Annotated in this window: 16 protein-coding genes and 1 riboswitch; of the genes, 4 read left to right on the forward strand and 12 right to left on the reverse strand. The window is 58.7% G+C overall.

Annotated features, from left to right (window positions below):
* Positions 1 to 4 precede the first annotated feature (4 nt).
* Positions 5 to 2,389 (reverse strand): LPS assembly protein LptD, encoded by a 2,385-nt coding sequence (gene lptD / locus DBY66_RS10095; protein ID WP_052246515.1) that lies wholly within the window; start codon positions 2,387 to 2,389, stop codon positions 5 to 7.
* A gap of 182 nt (positions 2,390 to 2,571) precedes the next feature.
* Here lptD and djlA point away from each other — a divergent pair, with 182 nt between their 5' ends.
* Positions 2,572 to 3,381, forward strand: a complete 810-nt coding sequence (gene djlA / locus DBY66_RS10100; protein WP_108569987.1) for a co-chaperone DjlA — start codon at positions 2,572 to 2,574, stop codon at positions 3,379 to 3,381.
* A gap of 48 nt (positions 3,382 to 3,429) precedes the next feature.
* Here the strand turns inward: djlA and rluA are convergent, their stop codons facing one another.
* From rluA to polB, 3 genes are all read right to left on the reverse strand, one after another.
* Entirely contained in the window at positions 3,430 to 4,089 is a 660-nt protein-coding gene (gene rluA, locus DBY66_RS10105; RefSeq protein ID WP_039382528.1) for a bifunctional tRNA pseudouridine(32) synthase/23S rRNA pseudouridine(746) synthase RluA, read from the reverse strand.
* Positions 4,090 to 4,104: 15 nt separating this feature from the next.
* Complete coding sequence (rapA, locus tag DBY66_RS10110; RefSeq protein WP_039382530.1) at positions 4,105 to 7,011, reverse strand: RNA polymerase-associated protein RapA; 2,907 nt, start codon at positions 7,009 to 7,011, stop codon at positions 4,105 to 4,107.
* A 149-nt stretch (positions 7,012 to 7,160) separates the two neighbouring features.
* Positions 7,161 to 9,521: a DNA polymerase II gene (gene polB / locus DBY66_RS10115; protein WP_108569988.1), complete on the reverse strand. Its 2,361-nt coding sequence runs from the start codon at positions 9,519 to 9,521 to the stop codon at positions 7,161 to 7,163.
* Positions 9,522 to 9,664: 143 nt separating this feature from the next.
* On the opposite strand from polB, the gene DBY66_RS10120 reads away from it, so the two are divergent.
* The gene (locus DBY66_RS10120; RefSeq protein WP_039382534.1) at positions 9,665 to 10,426 is read left to right on the forward strand and encodes a DedA family protein; all 762 of its coding nucleotides are present in this window, start codon (positions 9,665 to 9,667) and stop codon (positions 10,424 to 10,426) included.
* On the opposite strand, the gene thiQ is transcribed toward DBY66_RS10120, so the two are convergent.
* From thiQ to sgrR, 4 genes are all read right to left on the reverse strand, one after another.
* Positions 10,423 to 11,124, reverse strand: a complete 702-nt coding sequence (gene thiQ, locus DBY66_RS10125) for a thiamine ABC transporter ATP-binding protein ThiQ (protein WP_039382537.1) — start codon at positions 11,122 to 11,124, stop codon at positions 10,423 to 10,425. The genes DBY66_RS10120 and thiQ overlap by 4 nt on opposite strands.
* Complete coding sequence (thiP, locus tag DBY66_RS10130) at positions 11,108 to 12,718, reverse strand: thiamine/thiamine pyrophosphate ABC transporter permease ThiP (protein ID WP_108570012.1); 1,611 nt, start codon at positions 12,716 to 12,718, stop codon at positions 11,108 to 11,110. The genes thiQ and thiP overlap by 17 nt, the downstream gene beginning before the upstream one ends.
* Entirely contained in the window at positions 12,694 to 13,680 is a 987-nt protein-coding gene (gene thiB, locus DBY66_RS10135) for a thiamine ABC transporter substrate binding subunit (RefSeq protein WP_039382540.1), read from the reverse strand. Before thiB ends, thiP begins: the two co-directional genes overlap by 25 nt.
* A gap of 46 nt (positions 13,681 to 13,726) precedes the next feature.
* A riboswitch (TPP riboswitch) is annotated at positions 13,727 to 13,822 on the reverse strand.
* A gap of 35 nt (positions 13,823 to 13,857) precedes the next feature.
* Positions 13,858 to 15,519 (reverse strand): HTH-type transcriptional regulator SgrR, encoded by a 1,662-nt coding sequence (gene sgrR / locus DBY66_RS10140; protein WP_108569989.1) that lies wholly within the window; start codon positions 15,517 to 15,519, stop codon positions 13,858 to 13,860.
* A 256-nt stretch (positions 15,520 to 15,775) separates the two neighbouring features.
* Here sgrR and DBY66_RS10145 point away from each other — a divergent pair, with 256 nt between their 5' ends.
* Positions 15,776 to 16,981: an MFS transporter gene (locus tag DBY66_RS10145; RefSeq protein WP_108569990.1), complete on the forward strand. Its 1,206-nt coding sequence runs from the start codon at positions 15,776 to 15,778 to the stop codon at positions 16,979 to 16,981.
* A 35-nt stretch (positions 16,982 to 17,016) separates the two neighbouring features.
* On the opposite strand, the gene leuD is transcribed toward DBY66_RS10145, so the two are convergent.
* Genes leuD through leuA form a run of 4 tightly spaced genes read right to left on the reverse strand, consistent with a single transcriptional unit; the run spans position 17,017 to position 21,691 of the window.
* Positions 17,017 to 17,622 (reverse strand): 3-isopropylmalate dehydratase small subunit, encoded by a 606-nt coding sequence (gene leuD / locus DBY66_RS10150; protein ID WP_104085543.1) that lies wholly within the window; start codon positions 17,620 to 17,622, stop codon positions 17,017 to 17,019.
* Positions 17,623 to 17,625: 3 nt separating this feature from the next.
* A complete protein-coding gene (gene leuC / locus DBY66_RS10155; protein ID WP_108569991.1) occupies positions 17,626 to 19,032 on the reverse strand; it encodes a 3-isopropylmalate dehydratase large subunit in 1,407 nt (468 codons plus the stop codon).
* Between the two features lie 2 nt (positions 19,033 to 19,034).
* Positions 19,035 to 20,126 carry a 3-isopropylmalate dehydrogenase gene (gene leuB, locus DBY66_RS10160; RefSeq protein WP_039382550.1) on the reverse strand — a complete coding sequence of 364 codons (1,092 nt, stop codon included), beginning with the start codon at positions 20,124 to 20,126 and terminating at the stop codon, positions 19,035 to 19,037.
* A gap of 2 nt (positions 20,127 to 20,128) precedes the next feature.
* A complete protein-coding gene (gene leuA / locus DBY66_RS10165; RefSeq protein WP_039382552.1) occupies positions 20,129 to 21,691 on the reverse strand; it encodes a 2-isopropylmalate synthase in 1,563 nt (520 codons plus the stop codon).
* Positions 21,692 to 22,600: 909 nt separating this feature from the next.
* Here leuA and ilvI point away from each other — a divergent pair.
* On the forward strand, positions 22,601 to 24,325 hold the full coding sequence (gene ilvI / locus DBY66_RS10175; RefSeq protein ID WP_039382556.1) for an acetolactate synthase 3 large subunit: 1,725 nt from the start codon (positions 22,601 to 22,603) through the stop codon (positions 24,323 to 24,325).
* Position 24,326: the final 1 nt, after the last annotated feature.

A 24,326-nucleotide genomic window follows, 5' to 3' on the forward strand; every position in this document is an offset into this window, starting at 1 on the left:
AACATCAGAATGCGCGCTGATAGGGAATAATGCCCTGACGCAGCATTTCATTAGTGCCTAAGCCGTAGTTGGAACTCAGGCCACGCAGCTCAATGTTGAATGAGATTTGGTTGTCATATTTACTGTCGTTGTTTTCCCAGCCGTTAATCTTGCGCTCGTAGCCCAAACGAATAGCGTAGCAGCAGGAGCTGTACTGCACGCCTACCAGCTGCTCTGCCGGACGGCTGTTGCGGGTATCATAGTAGTATGCCCCCACCAGCGACCAGGCATCGGCAATCGGTACGCTGCCGGTTGCACCGACCTGCGAAATGCCATTTTTATAAATCGGATTGTTGATCAGGCTGGCGTTGTTACGCGCCTGCGCGACATATTCCGGGCTGCTGTAGCGATAGCTCAGCTGCAGCATGCGATCGGCATCACGGCGATACTCCAGTACCGTATTACCCTGTGAAACGTTGTCGAGACGGGTGTCATACTGCAGTCCGCCACGGACGTTCCAGCGATCGCTGATTTTCCAGTACGTGTCGCCAGCCCATACCAGGCTGCCGGTATCATCTTCTTTATTCGTCTGGTTTACGCCGGTACGCGACGGAGTAAACGAGTAGATTTGACCTACAGAAACGTTAAAACGTTCAACCAGATCGTTGTCATAAATGCGTGTTGTTACGCCGCTTGCCACTTCATTTGAGGAGGCGATGCGATCGAGACCGCTATAGGTGCGATCGCGGAACAGGCCGGTATAGTCGGTCTGCAGCAGCGTAGAGTCGTAAGGATAGATGTTGCTCTGATCGCGATACGGAATATAGAGATACTGAACGCGCGGCTCCAGCGTCTGGGTATAGCCCTGCGACCAGTCCATATCCCGGTCAAATACCAGACGGCCATCCACTTTAAACTGCGGCAGCGTACGGTTTACGGAATCTTTCAGCCGCCCGCTGTTGTTGTTTGTGGCGTCGGGATTAAAACGGGTGTTATAGCTTTCGATGTTGTCCTGCTGATAGTGCGTCGCCAGCAGTTTTGCTTCGGTATCAAGACTGGCCCAGCCGTTGGAGAGCGGCAGATTCAGCGTCGGCTCAATATGCAGACGCGTCGCTTCCGGCATCCGGTTGCTGACGTTGGTAAACTTCACCGCCTGGGCGTAGACGCGACCATCAAACGGACCGATATCATTCTGGTAGGCGTTAACGTCAAGCTGCGGCGCAGCACGGTAGACGTTGGCAGAGCTGGTATTGCCGAAGACCTGGAAATCTTTGGTCGACAGCGTCGCATCCCAGTTGGTATCCGCGTAGCCGATGCTGAATTTCTGCGTCGCATAGTTATTGGTCGAGCTGTAATATTTCGAGTCGATATCGTTGAAATAGTAGGGATCGCTGACCTTGGTATAATCCGCCGCAAAGCGCCAGTGCTGATCGTAAACGCCTGAGTGGCGCCAGAAGAAGAGCCAGCGTTTAGAGTCCTGATCGTCTTCAATAGAAGAGCGCGCCGCGCGATCTTTTTCATACTGCTTATCGGACGGCAGGTAATCCAGCTCCATCAGGCCGGCGCCAAACACCGTAAGGTAACGGAACTCCGTTTGCAGCTGCGTACCGCGCTTGCTCATATAGTGCGGCGTCAGCGTGGCATCCGCCTGCGGCGCAATATTCCAGTAGTACGGCAGCATAAACTCGAAGCCGTTATTACTGCCATATTTCGCATTCGGGATCAGGAAACCGGAGCGACGACGATCGCCGATCGGCAGCTGCAGATAAGGGCTATAAAACACCGGCACATTGCCGAGTTTAAAGCGCGCGTTCCAGATCTCCGCCACCTCTTCCTGACGATCCTGGATCACCTCTGATCCCACCACGCTCCAGCTGTTAGAGCCCGGCAGACAGGAGGTAAAAGTGCCATTTTCGAGGATGGTATACCGGTTATTGCCACGCAGCTTCATCTGGTCGGCATCACCGCGTCCCTGGCGACCCACCATCTGGTAGTTGCCGTTCCAGACGTTAGTGTCTTTGGTGTTCAGATTGGACCAGGCTTTCGGACCTTTCAGGATGACCTGATTATCGTCATAGTGCACATTGCCCAGCGCATCCACGGTGCGTACCGGCGCGGTCTGGCCCTCCTGCTGACGCTGATGCAGCTGCATTTCGTCAGCGCGCAGACGGCTGTTACCCTGCTGCACATCGACATTACCGGTGAATACTGCATCGTCCGGATAATTGCCTTTTGCCGAATCGGAATTGATGGTTACCGGCAGGGAGTTAGCGTCACCATTGATAACCGGGCGGTTGTAGCTTGGCACGCCCAGCATACACTGCGACATCAAATCGTCGGCCAGCGCGTGCTGACTATAAAGTGCGGCACCAATCATGGTTGCCAGCAGGGTAGGTATACGTTTTTTCATACGCGGTTTCGATAATTCCATGGACACTGGCATCATGCCGACAATCCGGACAGAGACTAACTTACCGCCCGGCGTAGTGCCAGCGTTAATCCTTTTCTGTCTGCGTTGCCGTTAGGCGCGGAGATAAATGACAGGTATGATAATGCAATTTTCAGCCACAAGCATGGCGAATTGAGGAGTTTATGCGCTACTGGGGAAAAGTTATTGGTCTTGCGCTTGGCGTGATGTCAGGCGCGGGGTTCTGGGGCATTGTCCTGGGTCTGATCATTGGTCATCTGATTGATAAAGTGCGCAGCGTAAAAGGGCAGGGATACTTTGCCAATAATCAGTCGCGGCAGACGCTGTTTTTCAGCACGACGTTTCAGGTCATGGGGCATCTGACCAAATCGAAAGGGCGCGTCACCGAAGCGGATATTCAGATTGCGTCGCTGTTTATGGATCGTATGCAGCTGCACGGAGAGGCCCGCACTGCCGCGCAGCGCGCCTTTCGTGAAGGGAAACAGAGCGACTATCCGCTGCGCAACAAACTGCGTGAGCTGCGCAGCGCCTGTTTTGGCCGTTTCGATCTGATTCGGATGTTTCTGGAAATTCAGATTCAGGCGGCATTTGCGGATGGTTCGCTGCATCCGAACGAGCGGCAGGTGCTGTATGTGATTGCCGAAGAGCTGGGGATTTCACGCCAGCAGTTCGATCAGTTTCTGCGCATGATGGAAGGCGGCCAGCAGTTTGGCGGCGCCGGGGCCTCAGGCGGCGGCTGGCAGCAGACGAAGCACGGACCCACGCTGGAAGACGCCTGCAGCGTACTGGGCGTGAAAAGCAGTGATGATAACACCACCATTAAACGCGCCTATCGCAAGCTGATGAGTGAACATCATCCCGATAAGCTGGTGGCGAAAGGTCTGCCGCCGGAAATGATGGAGATGGCGAAACAGAAAGCGCAGGAGATTCAGGCCGCATACGACCTGATCCGCAAAGAGAAAGGGTTTAAATAGCCCGGCCATCCCGCCCTTTTTACCGGAAAGAGGGCGGGGTGACGCAGGTCAGAACTCCGCTGGCTGCCGAAATGTCATGCTGCTGCCAAATACCGGATGGGTAATGGTCAGCGACTCCGCATGCAGCTGCAGACGCGCTGCCATCGCCAGCGCCGCCTCATGCGCATAGAAACGATCGCCGAGGATCGGATGTCCCAGCGCCAGCAGATGCACGCGCAGCTGGTGTGAACGACCGGTAATGGGCTTCAGCAGCACGCGCGCGCTGTTATCGGCGGCATACTCCAGCACTTCATACTCCGTCTGAGCCGGTTTTCCCAGTTCGTGACTCACCATCTGCTTTGGCCGGTTCGGCCAGTCGCAAATCAGCGGCAGATCGATCAGGCCCTTTTCCGCTGCCGGATGGCCCCAGACGCGCGCCACGTAGTGCTTTGACGGCTCACGCTCGCGAAACTGACGCTTCAGCTCGCGCTCTGCCGCCTTATTCAGCGCCACCACAATCACGCCGCTGGTCGCCATATCGAGCCGGTGCACCGATTCCGCCTGCGGAAAATCACGCTGGATGCGCGTCATCACGCTATCCCTGTGCTCCTCCAGCCGGCCCGGCACCGAGAGCAATCCGCTCGGTTTGTTGACGACCATAATGTGCGCGTCCTGATACAGAATATGCAGCCAGGGTTCGGACGGCGGATTGTAGGGTTCCATCAGCATGTCAGTCTCGCCTGCTTACTGGTGCGTTACGACGATCAGGCGCAGCGCATCGAGACGCCAGCCCGCCTCGCTCAGGCTGGCCAGCACCTGCGCACGATTGCTCTCCAGCGCCTCAACCTCATCGTCACGGATGTTGGGATTGACGGCGCGCAGTGCTTCGAGTCGCGACAGCTCTGCGCTCAGCTTTTCATCCGCCTCCGCTTTCGCCGCGGCAATCAGCGCCTGCGCTTCCGGCACCACGGCCTGCTCCGCCTGCGTCAGAATGGCATGCACATCCTGCTGGACAGCGTTGACCAGTTTGCTGCCGGTATGGCGGTTAACCGCGTTAAGCTGACGGTTAAAGCTCTCAAACTCCACTTTGCCCGCCAGATTATTACCCGCGCGATCCATCAGCATGCGCACCGGCGTCGGTGGCAGGAAGCGGGTAAGCTGCAGCTGTTTCGGCGCCTGCGCCTCAACCACATAGATCATCTCAACCAGCAGCGTACCGACCGGAAGCGCCTTGTTTTTCAGCAGCGACAGGGCGCAGCTGCCGGTATCGCCGGAGAGGATCAGATCCAGACCATTGCGGATCAGCGGATGCTCCCAGGTAATGAACTGCGTATCTTCGCGCGACAGCGCCTGATTACGGTTAAAGGTAATCGTACAGCCATCTTCCGGCAGACCGGGAAAATCGGGCACCAGCATGTGATCGGAAGGGGTCAGAACAATCAGGTTGTCGCTGCGATCTTCCTGATTGATGCCGACAATGTCGAACAGGTTGAGCGCAAAGTTTACCAGCTCGGTATCATTATCCTGAGCTGCAATGGCATCAGCCAGCGCCAGCGCCGCTTCGCCGCCGTTGGAGTTAAGCTCCAGCAGTCGGTCGCGGCCCTGCTCCAGCTGCGCTTTCAGCGCATCATGCTGTTTACGGCTTTTCAGGATGAACTCATCGAGACCCTGCGGGTTTTCCGGTGCCGCCAGGAACTCAATCAGCTGGTTATATTCAGCGTCATAAATAGCGCGGCCGGTAGGGCAGGTGTGCTCAAACGCGTCCAGCCCTTCGTGATACCAGCGCAGCAGCACCGCCTGCGCGGTTTTCTCCAGCCAGGGCACCATAATCTGGATATCGTGCAGCTGACCGATACGATCGAGGCGTCCGATACGCTGCTCCAGCAGATCGGGGTTAAACGGCAGATCGAACATCACCAGCCGGCTGGCGAACTGGAAGTTACGGCCCTCAGAGCCGATCTCCGAGCAGATCAGCACCTGCGCGCCCTCTTCCTGCGAGGCGAAGAACGCCGCCGCACGATCGCGCTCAATAATGGAGAGACCTTCATGGAACACCGCCGCGCGAATACCTTCACGCTCGCGCAGCACCTGCTCCAGCTGCAGCGCAGTGGCCGCTTTGGCGCAAATCACCAGCACTTTCTCTTTGCGGTTGCTGGTGAGATAGCCCATCAGCCACTCAACGCGCGGATCAAAGTTCCACCACGTGCCGCTGTCGCCTTCAAACTCCTGATAGATCTGCTCCGGATAGAGCATGTCCCGGGCGCGCTCTTCCGGCGACTTGCGGGCCGCCATAATGCCGGAGACTTTGATCGCTGTCTGATACTGCGCCGGCAGCGGCAGACGGATCTGCTGCAGCTCGCGCTTTGGAAAGCCCTTCACGCCGTTACGGGTGTTACGGAACAGAACGCGGCTGGTGCCGTGGCGGTCCATCAGCATTGAGACCAGCTCTTTGCGCGCATCCTCTTTACCGTCGCGGTCGCTGTTAGCAACCTGCAGCAGCGGTTCGATATCCTGCTCGCCAATCAGCTCATTGATCAGGTTCATCTCATCTTTACTGATCGCCTGATCCGCCAGCAGCGAGCTGACGGCATCGGCCACCGGACGATAGTGCTGCTGCTCGGCGACAAACTGGCTGAAATCGTGAAAGCGATCGGGATCGAGCAGGCGCAGACGGGCAAAGTGGCTCTCCAGCCCCAGCTGTTCCGGCGTGGCGGTAAGCAGCAGTACGCCCGGCGTGTTCTCCGCCAGCTGTTCAATCACCTGATATTCGCGGCTGGGCGCCGCTTCACTCCACGCCAGGTGGTGCGCCTCATCCACGACCAGCAGATCCCACTCCGCATCCGCCAGCAGTTCCAGACGCTGTTTATTGCGGCGCACAAAGTCGAGCGAGCAGATAATCAGCTGTTCTGTTTCAAACGGATTGTCGCTGTCGTGCTGCGCTTCGGTATAACGATCGTCATCAAACAGAGCAAAGCGCAGGTTAAAGCGGCGCAGCATCTCTACCAGCCACTGATGCTGCAGCGTTTCCGGCACCACGATCAGCACGCGATCGGCGCGCCCCGCCAGCAGCTGCTGCTGGATGATCATGCCCGCCTCAATGGTTTTACCCAGGCCGACTTCATCTGCCAGCAGCACGCGCGGCGCGTGGCGGCGGCCCACATCGTGTGCGATATGCAGCTGGTGCGGGATAAGGTTGGTGCGCATGCCGCGCAGGCCGCTGACGGCAAGGCGATACTGCTCGCTCTGGTATTTGCGCGCGCGGAAGCGCAGGGCGAAGCGATCCATGCGATCGAGCTGACCGGCGAACAGGCGATCCTGCGGCTTGCTGAAGACCAGCTTGCTGTCCAGCATCACTTCGCGCAGCACCACGTTGCTCTCTTCAGTATCAGCGCGGGTACCGATGTAGGTCACCAGCTCATTTTCGTGCCGCACTTCATCAACCAGCATCTGCCAGCCTTCATGGCTGGTAACGGTATCACCCGGATTGAAAATCACGCGGGTGACCGGAGAATCATGACGGGCATAGAGGCGGTTCTCGCCGGTTGCGGGAAACATCAGCGTGACCATGCGCGTATCCAGCGCCACGACCGTACCCAGTCCCAGTTCACTTTCCGTATCACTTATCCAGCGTTGACCCAGTGTAAATACCATATATTTTTTGCTCGATTCTCTGAATGACTTAAAGACGTTCGCCTGCTCTCAGGCAATAACAAAGCGCCAGACAGATGTCTGGTCAGGTTGTGCATGCTGAAATACAGGAAGGGCGCTATGGTACTGGATGGCAGGGCATTCGTCACCTGTCAAAAAAGCCCCAGCTGCCCGGTAATCAGTGTAGCAAAGTCGTCGCCGACAAACGGCAGAATGCCATCCGCTATCGGCTGCAGCTGTTTGCTGACGTAGTGATCGTAGTCGAGTGGCGTGGTACGCACCTCCAGCGGCTCCGGCCCGGCGGTCGCCATCACATAGCGGATGGAACCGCCTTTCTGGTACTGCAGCGGACGCTGCAGCCTGCGGTTATGTTCATCGGCAAGACGCGCCGCGCGCACGTGCGGCGGAACGTTGCGCTCATACTCATACAGCGGTCGCCGCAGGCGTTTTTTATACACCAGCAGATCGTCAAGCTGGCCGGCCATCAGCTGTGCGACAGTTTCACGGATATAATCCTGCCAGGGCTCCCCGCGGAAAATACGGCCATAGAGCTGCTGCTGAAACTGCTGCGCCAGCGGCGTCCAGTCAGTACGTACCGACTCCAGCCCTTTAAACACCAGCCGCTGCTGCGCGCCGCTGCCGGTCAGCCCGGCATAGCGCTTTTTGCTGCCCTGTTCGGCGTTGCGAATGGTGGGCATCAGAAAACGGCTGAAGTGCGTCTCATACTCCAGTTCCAGCGCGCTTGTCAGACCGAGCGTCTGCTGCAGATGCTGCTGCCACCAGCGGTTGATCAGCGTCGTCAGCCGCTGGCCGGTGGCCGCTGCCTGCTCCTCGCTATATTTGCCCTGCAGCCAGACAAACGTGGAGTCGGTGTCACCGTAGATCACCGTAAACCCTTCCGCCTCAATCAGCGCCCGCGTCTGCTGCATAATGGCGTGGCCGCGCAGCGTGATGGAGGAGGCGAGGCGTGAATCAAAGAAGCGACAGGCGCTGGTGCCCAGCACGCCGTAAAAGGCGTTCATGATGATTTTCAGCGCCTGGGAGAGCGGGGCGTTGCCGTCGCGCTTTGCGGCTTCACGCCCCTGCCAGATCTGCGCCACGATGTCAGGCAGACAGTGAAGGTGGCGCGAGAAGCGCGCTTCGCGAAAGCCAGGCACAGAATCTGCGTCAGACGGATGGGCCAGGCCCTCAACCAGCCCGACGGGATCAATCAGAAAAGTACGGATGATTGAGGGATAGAGGCTTTTGTAATCCAGCACCAGCACGGAGTCGTAGAGGCCGGGACGGGAGTCCATCACATAGCCGCCGGGACTCGCCTCCGGCGCCACGTCGCCCTGATTGGGCGCTACATACCCCGCACGATGCATACGCGGAATATAGAGATGACTGAACGCCGCAACCGAGCCGCCGTGCCGATCCAGCGCCAGGCCGTTAACGCTGGCCCGCTCCAGTAAAAAGGGCATGATGGCGGTATGGTGAAAAATGCGCGTCACCAGCTCGCAATCTTTCAGGTTATAGGTCGCGAGCGCGGGTTTATCATGGGCAAAGCGCCAGTTGATCTCCTCCATGCGCTGCCACGGATTATTGATCGCTTTACCTTCACCCAGCAGCTCGCGCGCAACGGATTCCAGACTGAAAGAGGGAAAATCCCAGTAGGCAGACTTCAGCGCTTCAATGCCGTCAATCACGACGCGGCCGGCGAGCTGGGCGGTAAAGATGCCCGGCTTAAAGCCGTGTTCACGCCACTCCAGCGGCTGCTGCTGACGGCCGAGGCGCAGCGGAATGCCGTAGCGATCGGCATGCTTTTGCAGCACCCGCAGGTCGAACTGCACCACGTTCCAGCCAATGACCACATCGGGATCGTGCCGCGCGAACCAGGCGTTAAGCTGCTCCAGCAGCTGCTGGCGGCTCTCAACGTAAATCAGCTCAAAGCTGAGCGCGCTGGCGTCGCCGTTGGGCGGGCCCAGCATATACACCTGACGCTGACCGCAGCCTTCCAGCCCGATACAGTAAAGCTCGCCGCGTTCGGTGGTTTCAATATCCAGCGACACCCAGCGGAGAGGCGGCCGGTAGTCGGGATGCGGCTTCAGGCGGGCGTTGATCAGAGTCTCACCGCGCGGCTCGCCGCTGAACCAGACCGGGGCGGTAATAAAGCGCTCCATCAGATAGCGCTCGGGTGGCCGGATATCAGCTTCATAAACGCTGATGCCGTTCTCACGCAGACGTTTCTCCAGCTGCTGCAGCTGACGATGGCTGCGGCAATAGAGGCCAAACACCGGACGATAATGGAAATCCTTCAGCGTCAGCGACTGCAGACGGGTATGGGCTTCGTCGCGGATGAGCGCTTCGGTCTGACGGCGGAACGCTTCCGGAATAAACGCCACTGACTCCTGCGCGGGCAGCACCAGCCGCTGCGGCCCGGCATCGGTTGCCAGCCACAGCGTGATCTCGCTGCCTGAAGGGGTATCCCGCCAGTGACGGGTCAGCAGATAGCCTGCGCGCGGTTCTGTCACGGTGACTCCGGAGTAGAAATTATGCGCAGTATATCATGGATGTTTATACAGTGTCGGCAACTCTCTGCAGCGCAGCGGGAAAAGCTTGACGCCCTGACGCAGGCTCAGGACAATCCAGCCTTCATATTCCGCAGAGGATAGCTATGGAAGCCTGGATTCAACACCTGTTTACGCAATCGCTGGAGTACGCGCTGTTCGCCGTCGCTCTGGTGACCTTTCTTGAATCACTGGCGTTTGTGGGTCTGCTGCTGCCGGGCACCGTGCTGATGGCCAGCCTGGGGGCGCTGGTGGGCAGCGGTCAGATTGGCCTCTATCCGGCGTGGGCGGCGGGGCTGATTGGCTGCCTGCTGGGCGACTGGATCTCCTACGGTATCGGCTGGAAGTTTCAGGGGCCGCTGCACCGCTGGAAGTATCTGAAAAAGTATCAAAGCCTGCTGGATAAGACCGAGCATGCGCTGCATCAGCACAGCATGTTTACCGTGCTGGTGGGGCGCTTTGTCGGCCCGACACGCCCGCTGATCCCGCTGGCGGCCGGCATGCTTGAGCTGCCGGTGCGGAAGTTTCTGCCGCCCAATATCATCGGCTGTATTTTGTGGCCGCCCGCCTATCTGCTGCCGGGGATCCTCGCCGGTGTGGCCATTGATGTGCCGCAGGCGCAGGGCGACAGCTTTAAATGGCTGCTGCTGCTGGTAACGATTCTGCTCTGGCTGGGCGGATGGCTGCTCTGGCGCTGGTGGCGCAGTGACAAAACGCGCGACTGGGCAACCCGCTACCTGCCGAAAGCGCGCCTGCGCTGGCTGGCGCCGCTGATGGCCGTAGCGGGCAGCGCCGCGTTTATCGCGCTGCTGTTTCATCCGATGATGCCTGTTTTCCTGCAGCTGCTCTGGAAAGTCTTCTTCGCTTAAGCTGGCGTAATACCCAGGCGCGCGGCGCTGCTGCTCTCACCCCGAAGCAGCGCCGCCGTCTCACCATCCCACTCGATCCGGCCATCAGCAATCACCAGACTGCGTGCGGCAATCTGCTGCGCATCCTCCAGACTGTGCGACACCATCAGCAGCGTGATATTGCGTGCGTCACACACCGTGCGCACCAGCTGCAGCATTTCGCGGCGCAGCGCCGGGTCGAGCGCCGAAAAAGGCTCATCCAGCAGCAGCACCGGCTGGTTGCGCAGCAGGCAGCGCGCCAGCGCCACCCGCTGCCGCTGGCCGCCGGAGAGCTCGCCAGGCAAGCGCGTCAGTAAATCATGCAGTCCGGTCTGGTGTGCAATCTCCCTCAGCTGCTGCTGCTGGTCGCGCGTGAGCTTCAGGCCCGGATGCAGACCCAGGGCCAGATTCTGCTGTACCGAAAGGTGCGGAAAGAGATTGTTCTCCTGAAACAGCATCGAGACCGGACGCAACGCCGGTACGCTGCGGGTGTGATCGCGGCCATTAATCAGCAGCGTGCCGTGGCTGACCGGCAGAAAGCCGCCGATCAGGCTCAGCAGCGTGCTTTTACCGGCGCCGCTCGGGCCAAGTATCGCCAGCCGTTCACCCGCCTGAGCGCTGAAGCTGAAACGCATCGGCAGATGCTGATAAAGGTAAGTAAGATCAGTGAGTGTCAGCATGGCGTCCCGGCAGTTTTTCCATCAGAGTAAAAAGTAACAGGCAGAGCAGCAGCAGCAGCAGGGCGGTCGCGGCACCGTCGGCACCGCGATAGGCGCCGATCTGCTGATAAAGATACCAGGGCAGGGTGCGGAAATCGGCGTTGCCAAATAGCGCCACTGCGCCAAAGTCGCCAATCGAGAGTACGCAGGCAAAGGCGAGCGCCTGCGCCAGCGGACGCTTCAGCAGCCGCAGCTCAATCAGCTTCAGGCGATTGAGGCCGGAGAGACCGAGCGAGGCGCAGAGCGGCGCATAGCGTGCGGCGATATCGCGCATCGGGTTTTCCAGCACTTTCATGGCGTAGGGAATGGCGATCAGCGCATTGGTAAAGATCACCAGCCCGTCGGCACGCGCCGGCAGCCCGGAGGTAGCGGTAAACAGCAGGAAAAAGCCGCTGGCCAGCACGATGCCCGGCATCGCCAGAATCAGCATGCCGCTCAGCTCCAGCGCCTGTGCGCTCGCCCGACGCTGGCGCTGACGCAGCTCGCGGCTGCTCCACAGCAGCATCATTGTCAGGATCACACAGAGTGCGCCCGCGCCAAGGGCGATGCGCAGCGAGGTCAGCGTGGCCTGCCAGAGCGCCGACTGCTGCAGTGCGCCGGCCACACCGCCGCGCACGCCATCGGCCACCACCGCTGCCAGCGGAGGCAGCAGCAGCAGCAGCGCGAGAGCAATCAGCAGCGTGTCGCTGACGCGTGCAAACCCGCTATCCTGCGGATCGCGCCAGCCCTGCAGCGTCTGACTGCCGGCAGGGATCGCTTTACTGAAGCGCTGACTGAGCAGCACCAGCAGCAGACAACAGCTGAGCTGCAGCAGTGCCAGCAGCGCGGCGCGGCCGGGATCGTAATCAAAGCTCAGCGCCTGGTAGATCGCCAGCTCCAGCGTGGTCGCTTGTGGCCCGCCGCCCAGCGCCAGCACCGTGGCGAAGCTGGCAAAGCAGAGCATAAAGATCAGCGCCGCGGTCGGCAGGATCTGGCGACGCAGCCAGGGCCACTCCAGCAGCCGGAACAGATTCCAGCCGCGCAGCCCAAGCTGAGCCGCCAGCTGACGCTGCTCCGGCGGAATGCTCTCCAGCGCCTGCAGCAGCATGCGCGTGGCCAGCGGCAGGTTAAAAAAGACGTGCGCCAGCAAAATACCCTGCAGGCCATAGGGAGAGAAGTGGTAGGGAATACCCAGCAGCGTGCAGAGCTGTGCCAGCCAGCCGCTGCGGCCGTAGACGCTCAGCAGGCCAAATACCGCCACCAGCACCGGCAGCACCAGCGTCATCGCACATAAACGCAGCAGCAGCGCGCGGCCAGGAAAGCGGCGGCGATAGAGCGCGCGCGCCAGCAGCACGGCCGGCAGCACGGAGCAGAGTGCCGAGAGAAGCGCCTGCTCAAATGAGAACGCCAGCACGTGGTGCAGATAGCTGTCACTGAGCAGGCTGCGCATGTCCGGCAGCGGGGCCGCCGTCAGCAGCGCCCCCAGAGCGAGCAGCGCCACGGCGCACAGCAGCAGCGCGCTCAGCGCGCCGGGTATCAGCCAGCCGGGCATCAGCGGCTGACAGCCCGCTGCCAGGCGCTGATCCACGCGGCGCGCTGGTCAGCCACTTCTGCCGGTGAAAACTGCAGCGCTTTTTGCGGCACGTTCAGCGCCCGATAGCCAGCCGGCAAATCGCTTTTGATCACCGGGTACATCCAGTTGCCGGTGGGGATCGTCTGCTGGAAAGCGGGGCTGACGATAAACTGCATAAAACGCTGTGCCAGCGCTGGCTGTTTACTGCCGGCCAGCCGGGCGGCGACTTCGACCTGCAGGTAGTGCCCCTCACTGAAGGTGGCAGCAGCGTAGTTCTCTTTCTTCTCTTCAATAATGTGGTAAGCGGGCGACGTGGTATAGCTCAGCACCAGATCGCCTTCGCCCTTGAGAAACAGGCCGTACGCTTCACTCCATCCTTTAGTGACGGTAACGGTTTTCGCCGCCAGCTTCTGCCATGCCGCGTCGCTGCGATCGCCAAACACTTTTTGCATCCAGAGCAGCAGGCCAAGGCCTGGCGTACTGGTACGCGGATCTTCATAGATAACGCGCCATTTCTCCGGGCTTTCAACCAGCTCCTGCAGGCTTGCGGGCGGATTCTTCAGGCGGTTTTTGTCATACACAAAGGCGAAGTAGCCGTAATCGAAAGGAACAAAGGTGTCGTTCTGCCAGCGCTCAGGCAGCTGCAGCGCCGCGGTATCGACCTGACTTTTAGCAAACAGGCCGGTTTTCTCCGCCGCCTGCAGGAGATTGTTATCCAGTCCCAGCACAACGTCCGCTTTACTGTTTTTCCCTTCCATGCGCAGACGGTTGAGCAGCGAGACGCCATCCTCCAGCGCCACGTAGCGCAGCTCGCAGCCGCACTCCGCTTCAAACGCTTTCTTTACCGCCGGCCCAGGGCCCCATTCAGCAGCGAACGAATCATAGGTATAGACGGTCAGTAGCGGTCTGGCGGCGAATACCGGTGCGGACAACAGCAGCAGGACAGGCAGAACGTTCTTTAACACTTTGCGCTCCTTAAGGAGAGGATATGAGTGAGTCGCAAAGGATCTGAGGCTGGCACATCTCAAATCCCTACGCCGGTATTAACCGGATCAGGTTCGACGGGTTTCTCTCAGCCTGACGACGCAGGCACCCCGTTGAGAACGGCTTAGTGTAGACATTTCCGCCACGGCGTGAAAGCGTCATAACGCCGGCGGCGCAAACCAGGCAGATTTAAAATCGAACCAGCCCAGCGTGTTCAGCCGTACGCCACGCATGCTGCGCTGGCCTTCCAGCAGCAGCCAGTGGTGAAACAGCGGATGCAGCCAGTCCTGATCTACCAGCTGGCGCGCCCACTCAGCCAGCGGCAGGCGTTTCTCACGCCAGCGCGCAGCATCCTCATGCCACGCCAGCGGAATGCAGTGCTGCATCAGCGGCAGCTCATAGAGCTGCGCAAACAGCGCATACTCCAGCGGCAGGGTGAAGTTAACGCTGCCGAGCCAGATATCGCTCTCTCCGGCGCCGGCAAACCACGCTTCGTAGCTCACCACCCGGGTGATCAGTTCCACCCCCTGCTGCGCCAGCAGGGGACGCAGCGCGCTGGCGATGCCTTCATGCTCGACGTGGTCGCTGTACCAGCTTAACGTCAGCCGGGTCAGACCTTCCGGCTTGTCCGCCGCCCGCAGATCGCGGCGATGGTGCCAGCGCGGCAGCAGGCCCCAGGCAGGAAACCAGTAACGCTGATAGCCGGGATCGGCATGATGCAGCAGGGTAACCGGATTAAGCAGATCGCTGACCCAGCGGCGGAACCGGGCATGGCGTCCCCAGGCGGAGCGCTGGTCAAACAGCAGGAAGTAGCAGCCCTCCTCCAGACGGCTCTCTTCCGCTATCTCATCCGCCTCGCTGCCCTGCAGTTTTACGCCAGAGTAGACCAGCTCGTCACTGACTTCCGGCAGCACCCAGATTGAGACTTCGTCAATCAGCGCCCGGTAACCAAAGTAGTCATCAAACGCGGCAATTTTCAGCTGCGTCTGCTGATTGCGTACCACGCTGTAAGGGCCGCAGCCGGCAGGCTGACGGGCAAAGTCGGGCAGGGACGGCCATTCGCGCGGCAGGATCATGGCGCTGACGCTGCCCAGCAGCCATGGCAGCCAGCTGTCAGGCTGGGTCAGAGTGATATCCAGCGTCCAGGGCGCCGGCGAGTGCAGCTGCGAGATATGCGCAAACAGCGGCAGAGCGGCGCTGCGCTGCAGCGAATCAAGAATATCTGCCATCTCCAGCTCGCGCCCGTGATGAAAGCGGATGGCCGGACGCAGATAAAAGCGCCACTGCTGCGCGGAGAGTTGCTGCCAGTGATGAGCAATATCGGGTTCAATTTCCCCGTTTTCCTCATTTATGCGCGTCAGGCCGCTGAAGATCTGGCGGGCCAGATGCGTTTCCGAGCGGCGCAGCGGTGAGGCGGGCAGCAGGTTCTGCAGCGGACGGTAGTAAAGCACGCGCAGAATATGTTTTCCCTGACGCACGCTGCGGCCCAGGTGGGCGGCAATCATCTGCCGCACCTGCGCTTTGTCGCCAACCAGCTGAACCAGCTGGTCAATACCGTCCTGCTCCAGCAGCGCTTCTGCACGCTGCTGCTGCAGCGCCAGACCGGTACAGCGGAAGCGCAGCTGCGAACGCTTTCCGCGTCCCGCCTCAGCCTGCCAGGTCAGCCAGCCTTCACGCTGCATCGCCTGAAGCAGGTTGCGCATATGGCGCCGCGAACAGTGCAGAGTGCTGGCCAGTGCATCAAGCGTTGTCGCCCGATCCTGACCTTCACACTGCTGCCAGAGACGAATAAATTGCTGCTGCAGACGGGCCGAAGGCATAAAAGGGGAACTCCGTGACGATTTCGCTCAGTGTTTATTGCCCTATAATAGAGGCATACTGCCACTCAATGGAAGAGCGGGAGGTACCCGATCCGGGTGGCGCTCAACCAGCTGTGTCGCCCGTGTGGCACATTTTTCTGAGTAGGGTGCAATTACACCGCCAGCAGATTTTTCTCTGCTGGCTTTTTTCATAGCGGTGTGAAATCGTCTACGCTCTTTCGCTACTCTTTTCTGTTTTTTCCAAAGGGATTTCTGCATGAAGTCGCTGTTAACGCGGCAGCGCCGCCCCGATCCGGTCTATCTCGCTTTTATGGCTGTCACCTTTATGGCGGGCGTTGCGGGTGCGCTGCAGGCACCGACCCTCAGCCTGTTTCTGACCCGCGAAGTGCAGGTACGCCCCTTCTGGGTCGGGCTCTTTTTCACCATTAACGCACTCGGCGGCATTGTGATCAGTATGCTGGTAGCAAAGCGCTCCGACACGCGCGGCGACCGGCGCCACCTGATCCTCTTTTGCTGCCTGATGGCCATTCTGAACGCGCTGCTGTTTGCGTTTAACCGTCACTACGCCACGCTGATAAGCCTGGGCGTGCTGCTCTCCGCGCTGGCCAGCGTCGCAATGCCGCAGATATTTGCGCTGGCGCGGGAGTACGCGGACGCATCAGCGCGTGAAGTGGTGATGTTCAGTTCGGTGATGCGGGCGCAGCTGTCGCTGGCGTGGGTCATCGGTCCGCCGCTCTCATTTGCGCTGGCGCTCAATTTCGGTTTCGTCACGCTGTTTGCCGTGGTGGCGGGCATGTTTTTACTGAGTATGTTGCTGATCTGGCGCGGCCTGCCGTCGGTACCGCGCGTGGTGGCGACGCCGGAGCAGCTGCTGCTGCAGGTCAGCCCGTGGAAAGATGCGCAGGTGATGCTGCTGTTTATCGCCTCAGTAATCATGTGGGCGTGCAACACCATGTACTTTATTGATATGCCGCTCTACATGAGCAACACGCTGGGGCTGCCGGAAAAGCTGGCGGGCCTGCTGATGGGAACGGCCGCCGGCCTGGAGATCCCGATTATGCTGCTGGCGGGCTTTTACGCGAAGCGCGTCGGCAAGCGCGCGCTGATGCTGGCGGCGGGCGTGGCGGCAATTCTCTTTTATCTCGGGCTGGTGCTGTTTACCTCAAAAACTGCGCTGATGCTGCTGCAGCTGTTTAACGCCGCTTTTATCGGCATTATCGCCGGTATTGGCATGCTCTGGTTTCAGGATCTGATGCCCGGCCGGGCGGGCGCGGCAACAACGCTGTTTACCACCTCCATCTCCACCGGGCTGATCGTGGCCGGGCTGCTGCAGGGGATCCTGAGCGAGCGCTTCGGGCATGAATCGGTTTATCAGGTGGCGCTGGGCATGTCCGTGCTGGCGCTGCTGCTGGTCGCGCGCGTGCGCGATGTGAAGCCGGCGACGGAGATCGCCGACGCGTAAAGCGTGCCGCTACCTGACGTAGCGGCGTTTAATCATTATCGCAGGAAAGCGGGCTGCTGCTGCTCGTAGCGCGCGATCGACTCTTCATGCTGCAGCGTCAGGCCGATACTGTCCAGACCGTTAATCATACAGTGGCGGCGGAAGCTGTCGATCTCAAACGTATAGATCTTATCGCCTGCCGTGACCGTCTGCGCTTCCAGATCCACCGTAAAGCGCATGCCAGGACTGGCGTCAACCAGCCGGAACAGTGCGTCAACATCCTCTTCGCTCAGTCGCACCGGCAGCAGCTGATTGTTAAAGCTGTTGCCGTAAAAGATATCGGCAAAGCTCGGCGCAATGACGACATGGAAACCGAAGTCGGTCAGCGCCCAGGGGGCGTGCTCGCGGGAGGAGCCGCAGCCGAAGTTCTCGCGCGCCAGCAGAATGCTGGCACCGGCAAACTCAGGCTTGTTAAGCACAAAGCTGGCGGTAGGCTGTGTGCCGGCATCATCGTCAAAACGCCAGTCGTGAAACAGGTGGGCACCGAAGCCGGTGCGGGTGACCTTCTGCAGAAACTGCTTTGGAATAATGGCATCGGTATCCACGTTGGCCGCATCCAGTGGCGCGACAATACCGGTGTGCTGCGTAAATTTAGTCGCCATCGCTTAAGCTCCCTGAGTCAGTTCACGAATATCGGCAAAACGGCCGGAGACCGCTGCGGCGGCAGCCATCGCCGGGCTGACCAGGTGCGTACGGCCGCCACGGCCCTGACGGCCTTCAAAGTTGCGGTTGCTGGTCGAGGCGCAGCGCTCGCCCGGATTCAGGCGATCGTTGTTCATGGCAAGACACATAGAGCAGCCCGGCAGACGCCACTCAAAACCCGCCTCAAGAAAGATTTTATCCAGACCTTCCGCTTCCGCCTGCGCTTTAACCGGACCGGAACCCGGCACGACCATCGCGACCACGCCGGGTGCCACTTTACGCCCTTTGGCAATTGCCGCGGCAGCGCGCAGATCCTCAATGCGTGAGTTAGTGCAGGAGCCAATAAAGACTTTATCGATAGCCACGTCGGTCAGCTTCACGCCCGGCTGCAGGTTCATGTAAGCCAGCGCTTTTTCAGCGGAGGCGCGCTCAACCGGATCGGCAAACGAGGCGGGATCGGGTATCGCCTGATCCACCGCCATCACCTGACCCGGATTGGTGCCCCAGGTGACCTGCGGGGCAATATCGGCGGCGTTCAGCGTCACCACGCTATCAAACGCTGCGTCCGGATCTGACTTCAGCGTGCGCCAGTAGGCCACGGCCTGCTCCCAGTCGTCGCCTTTCGGCGCAAACTGCTTATCTTTCAGGTAGGCGAACGTGGTGTCATCCGGCGCCACCAGACCCGCTTTCGCGCCCATCTCAATCGCCATATTGCACAGCGTCATGCGGCCTTCCATGCTCAGCGCTTCAATCGCCGGGCCGCAGAACTCCACCACATAGCCAGTGCCGCCGGCGCTGCCGGTTTTACCGATGATCGCCAGCACGATATCTTTCGCCGTAATGCCCGGCGCAGCGGCGCCCGACACATTGATTTTCATGGTTTTCGCCCGACCCTGCTTCAGCGTCTGAGTGGCAAACACATGCTCAACTTCCGAAGTGCCGATACCAAACGCCAGTGAACCAAAGGCGCCGTGCGTGGCGGTATGTGAGTCGCCGCAGACGATGGTCATACCTGGCAGGGTCATGCCCTGTTCCGGCCCGATCACGTGTACGATGCCCTGGAAGGGATGGTTCAGGTCGTAGAGCTGAATGCCGAACTCATCGCAGTTCTTCATCAGTTCCTGCATCTGAATCCGCGCCATTTCACCCGACGCATTGATATCTTTCGTCTGGGTTGAAACGTTGTGATCCATGGTGGCAAAGGTTTTTTCCGGCTGACGCACTTTACGGCCGTGCGCGCGCAGGCCGTCGAACGCCTGCGGGGAGGTCACTTCGTGGATCAGGTGACGGTCAATATAGAGCAGCGGCGTTTCATCGGGCGCTTCGTGAACGACATGTGCGTCAAATAACTTCTGGTATAAGCTTTTCATTTTTATTTTTCTCCGGCAATGAAGCCCGCGATGAGGCTACCCATTTCATCCGTACTGACAGCAGGGCCGTCGCCCGCCAGATCGCGGGTGCGATGGCCCGCTTCCAGCGCCTGGCTGACCGCCTGTTCGATAGCATTCGCCGCGTCGGCGGCGTTCAGGCTGAAGCGCAGCAGCATCGACAGCGACAGGATCTGGGCAATCGGGTTAGCGATATTTTGTCCGGCGATATCCGGCGCAGAGCCGCCAGCGGGTTCAAACAGGCCAAAACCCTCTTCGTTCAGGCTGGCTGACGGCAGCATGCCCATCGACCCGGTGATCATGGCGCACTCATCAGAGAGAATGTCGCCAAACAGGTTGGAGCAGAGCAGGACATCAAACTGCGACGGATCTTTGATCAGCTGCATGGTGGCATTGTCGATATACATATGCGCCAGCTGCACGTCAGGATACGCTTTTGCCACTTCATTCACGATTTCGCGCCACATCACCGAACTCTGCAGCACGTTAGCTTTGTCGATGGAGGTGACATGACCCCGGCGCTTGCGTGCGGCTTCAAAGGCGTTACGTGCAATGCGCTCAATCTCAAAGCGGTGGTAAACCTCGGTATCAAACGCCCGCTCGTGTGCACCGCTGCCTTCGCGTCCTTTTGGCTGGCCAAAGTAGATGCCGCCGGTGAGCTCACGTACGCAGAGAATATCAAAACCGCGCGCCGCGATATCGCTGCGCAGCGGGCAAAATGCTTCAAGACCTTTATAGAGCGCGGCAGGGCGCAGATTGCTGAACAGTCTGAAATGCTTGCGCAGCGGCAGCAGCGCCCCGCGCTCCGGCTGGCCAGCCGGCGGCAGATGCTCCCACTTCGGGCCGCCAACGGAGCCAAACAGAATCGCGTCTGCCTGCTCAGCCCCGGCTACGGTCGCAGGCGGCAGTGGTTCACCGTGACGATCGATGGCGATACCGCCAACATCATATTCGCTGGTGGTGATACGCATGCCAAAGCGGGTGCGAACCGCGTCGAGCACTTTCATCGCCTGCGCCATCACTTCCGGGCCGATTCCGTCGCCAGGCATGACCGCAATATGATATGAGTGAGTCATAGTTACACCGTTTCCTTCTGTTCTTTAAATTTACGCTGCAGTTCTTTTTCGACCTGTCGGGCTCGCCAGATGTTGTTCAGTGCGTTGATCATCGCTTTGGCAGAGGATTCAACGATATCGGTAGCGAGACCTACACCGTGGAACTTGCGTCCGTTGTAATTCACTACGATATCCACCTGGCCCAGGGCATTTTCGCCGTGACCTTTCGCCGTCAGCTTGTAGTTCACCAGCTCGGCGTCAAAGCCGGTAATGCGGTTGATCGCCTGATAGACCGCGTCAACCGGACCGTTGCCGGTGGCCGCATCCGCTTTGGTCTCTTCACCATAGCCGAGCTGGACTGAAGCGGTTGCCGTGACGCTGGAGCCGGTCTGCACGTTGAATTCGTTGAGCTGGAAAAATTCCGGCTCTTCATGCTGTTTGTTGATAAAGGCGAGCGCTTCCAGATCGTAGTCAAACACCTGACCTTTCTTATCGGCCAGCTTCAGGAAGGCGTCATACAGCGCATCGAGGTTGTAGTCAGCCTCTTTATAGCCCATCTCTTCCATACGATGTTTTACCGCCGCGCGTCCGGAGCGGGAGGTGAGGTTCAGCTGAATTTTGTGCAGGCCGATCGATTCAGGCGTCAGAATTTCGTAGTTTTCACGGTTTTTCAGCACGCCATCCTGATGAATGCCGGAGGAGTGCGCAAACGCATTTGAGCCGACCACCGCTTTGTTCGCCGGAATTGGCATGTTGCAGATCTGGCTGACAATCTGGCTGGTGCGGTAGATCTCCTGGTGGTTGATAGCGGTGTGAACGTTCATGATCTGCTGGCGGGTTTTGATCGCCATGATCACCTCTTCCAGCGCGCAGTTACCGGCGCGCTCGCCCAGACCATTCAGCGTGCCTTCAACCTGACGCGCGCCCGCCAGTACCGCAGCAATAGCGTTGCCGGTTGCCATCCCTAAATCATCATGGGTGTGCACTGACAGAATCGCTTTGTCGATGTTAGGCACGCGGTTAACCAGCTGCCCGATAATATTGGCGTATTCGCCAGGCAGGGTATAGCCAACAGTATCGGGAATATTAATGGTGGTAGCACCGGCGCTGATGGCGGCTTCAACCATGCGGCAGAGATCGTCAATCGGCGTGCGCCCGCCATCTTCACAGGAGAACTCCACATCATCGGTGTAGTTACGTGCGCGTTTTACCATGTGCACCGCGCGCTCAATCACTTCCGGCAGCGTGCTGCGCAGCTTGGTTGCAATATGCATCGGTGAGGTAGCGATAAAGGTGTGAATACGGAACGCATCGGCGACGCGCAGTGATTCGTAAGCGGCATCAATATCTTTCTCGACACAGCGCGCCAGCCCGCAGACGCGGCTGTTTTTAATCGTACGGGCAATGGTCTGTACCGATTCAAAGTCACCGGGTGAAGAGACCGGGAAACCCACTTCCATTACGTCCACGCCCATTCTTTCCAGCGCCAGGGCGATCTGCAATTTTTCTTTAACACTCAGGCTGGCCTGTAACGCCTGTTCGCCGTCGCGCAGAGTGGTATCGAAAATAATAACTTGCTGGCTCATGGTTATCTTCCTTTTGCATTAACTTCGCCGGTGCAACGAGCATAAAAAAACCCGCGCAGTGGCGCGGGTTTTTAACTTTCAGCGGGTTGGAATCAGTTGTTGATTTCGCCCACGAGTCTACCGCGCAAACTGGATGCGTTTAGTAGTAGACCGAGTAGGCGGAAAGAACGAAACATGAATCAGACCCCATAAAATGTGTGCTGTACATATTGGTACTGGATTGGCGATGTGATGTCAACCCTGAACCAGCGGCTATTTTTCTTACGCCAAAAGCGCGATCTGCTGGAAATATTGACGCCTGTGGAGGATCGCGAAAAAAATAGCGTGCTGCATCGCAGGGGCAGATGTAATGTACGCTATCATAAAGCGATTATTTTGATTAAGTTGTTGATTTTATTGTTATATTTTAATGTATGCGGCAGGTGAAAATACAAATCTCAGGCTGCAAGGCAGAATAATATAATGCCTCTGGCAATTTTTGACGTTAATCACACGGCAAAGAAAGAAGTTAAAAACATTGTGGGCTGATGCAACAGGCGATAACAAAAATATATTTCTTACAACTCGCTGAAAATAATCTCCAGGCCAGCATATTCCTCTGAATTTATGCCTGACGATTAGTTTATTCATCGCACCCTGACCCGACACGTCAGAGGCTTGCGTGTCAGAGAACGCACGTCACAGGCCCTGGCGGTTTGCAGCCCGCAGGCTCTGCGGTTATGGTAATCGTCCTACTCTCAAAAGAATTCATTCAGGTAGATTCCCGATATCTGGAAGGCGGAAATGAATTCCTTCTTCTGAGCATAAACATAAGATTTTGATCTTAATTGGCGATAAGGGAACAGATGCGACACCGTGCGCTGGACAGCGCTGCCCGTCGCGGCTGTTTCTGACGCCTGGAGGCAGAAAATGGAGATGTTGTCAGGAGCCGAAATGGTCGTCCGTTCGTTGATCGATCAGGGCGTAAAGCAGGTATTCGGTTATCCGGGCGGAGCAGTGCTCGATATCTATGATGCGCTGCAGACGGTCGGTGGAATTGACCATGTACTGGTGCGTCACGAACAGGGCGCAGTGCATATGGCAGATGGTCTGGCGCGGGCAACTGGCGAAGTTGGCGTGGTGCTGGTGACGTCTGGCCCGGGGGCGACAAATGCCATCACCGGTATCGCAACCGCCTATATGGATTCGATTCCGCTGGTGATCCTGTCAGGCCAGGTGCCCTCATCGCTGATTGGCTATGATGCGTTTCAGGAGTGTGACATGGTCGGTATCTCCCGGCCGGTGGTCAAACACAGCTTTCTGGTAAAAAGCACGGAAGAGATCCCCACTGTACTGAAAAAAGCGTTCTGGCTGGCGGCCAGCGGACGCCCTGGCCCGGTCGTGATCGATCTGCCTAAAGATATCCTTAATCCGGCGAACAAGCTGCCGTATGCCTGGCCGGAAAGCGTCAGCATGCGCTCTTATAATCCGACCCTGCAGGGCCATAAAGGTCAGATCAAGCGCGCACTGCAGACACTGCTGGCTGCGCATAAACCGGTAATCTATGCCGGTGGCGGGGCGATCACGTCAGGATGCGAAGCGGAACTGCGCCAGCTGGCTGAGCAGCTTAACATCCCGGTAACCACCTCGCTGATGGGGCTGGGTGCGTTTCCTGGCACGCACCGTCAGTGCGTCGGCATGCTGGGCATGCACGGCACGTATGAAGCCAACATGACGATGCACAACGCCGATTTGATCTTCGGCATCGGCGTCCGCTTTGACGATCGCACCACCAACAATCTGGCAAAATATTGCCCGAATGCCACCATCATGCACATTGATGTTGATCCGACGTCTATTTCAAAAACGGTCAGCGCAGATATTCCGATCGTTGGCGATGCAAAACAGACGCTGGTGCAGATGCTGGAGCTGCTGGCGCAGAGCGACACGCAGCAGCAGCACGACAGCCTGCGCGACTGGTGGCAGAACATTGAAACCTGGCGCAGCCGTAAGTGTCTGGAGTTCGATCGCAGCAGCGATAAGATCAAACCGCAGGCGGTGATAGAGACAATCGCGCGTCTGACGGGCGGCGAGGCTTACGTGACCTCTGATGTCGGACAGCACCAGATGTTTGCTGCACTCTATTACCCGTTTGACAAGCCGCGTCGCTGGATCAACTCCGGTGGCCTTGGCACCATGGGCTTTGGCCTGCCGGCTGCGCTGGGCGTGAAGATGGCGCTGCCGGAAGAGACGGTAATCTGTGTCACCGGCGATGGCAGCATCCAGATGAACATTCAGGAGCTATCGACAGCGCTGCAGTACGATCTGCCTGTGCTGGTGCTCAATCTGAACAACCGTTTCCTCGGCATGGTGAAACAGTGGCAGGATATGATCTATTCCGGACGCCATTCACAATCCTATATGGAGTCGCTGCCCGATTTTGTCCGCCTGGCTGAGGCGTATGGCCATGTCGGCATCGCTATCCAGCATCCGGCCGAGCTGGAAGAGAAGCTGCAGCTGGCGCTGGATACGCTGGCAAAAGGGCGACTGGTGTTTGTGGATGTCACCGTTGATGGCAGCGAGCACGTCTATCCGATGCAGATTCGGGGCGGCTCAATGGATGAAATGTGGTTGAGCAAGACGGAGAGGACTTAAT

Source organism: Pantoea sp. RIT413, from assembly GCF_003057675.2.
GTDB classification, from domain to species: domain Bacteria; phylum Pseudomonadota; class Gammaproteobacteria; order Enterobacterales; family Enterobacteriaceae; genus Pantoea; species Pantoea eucrina.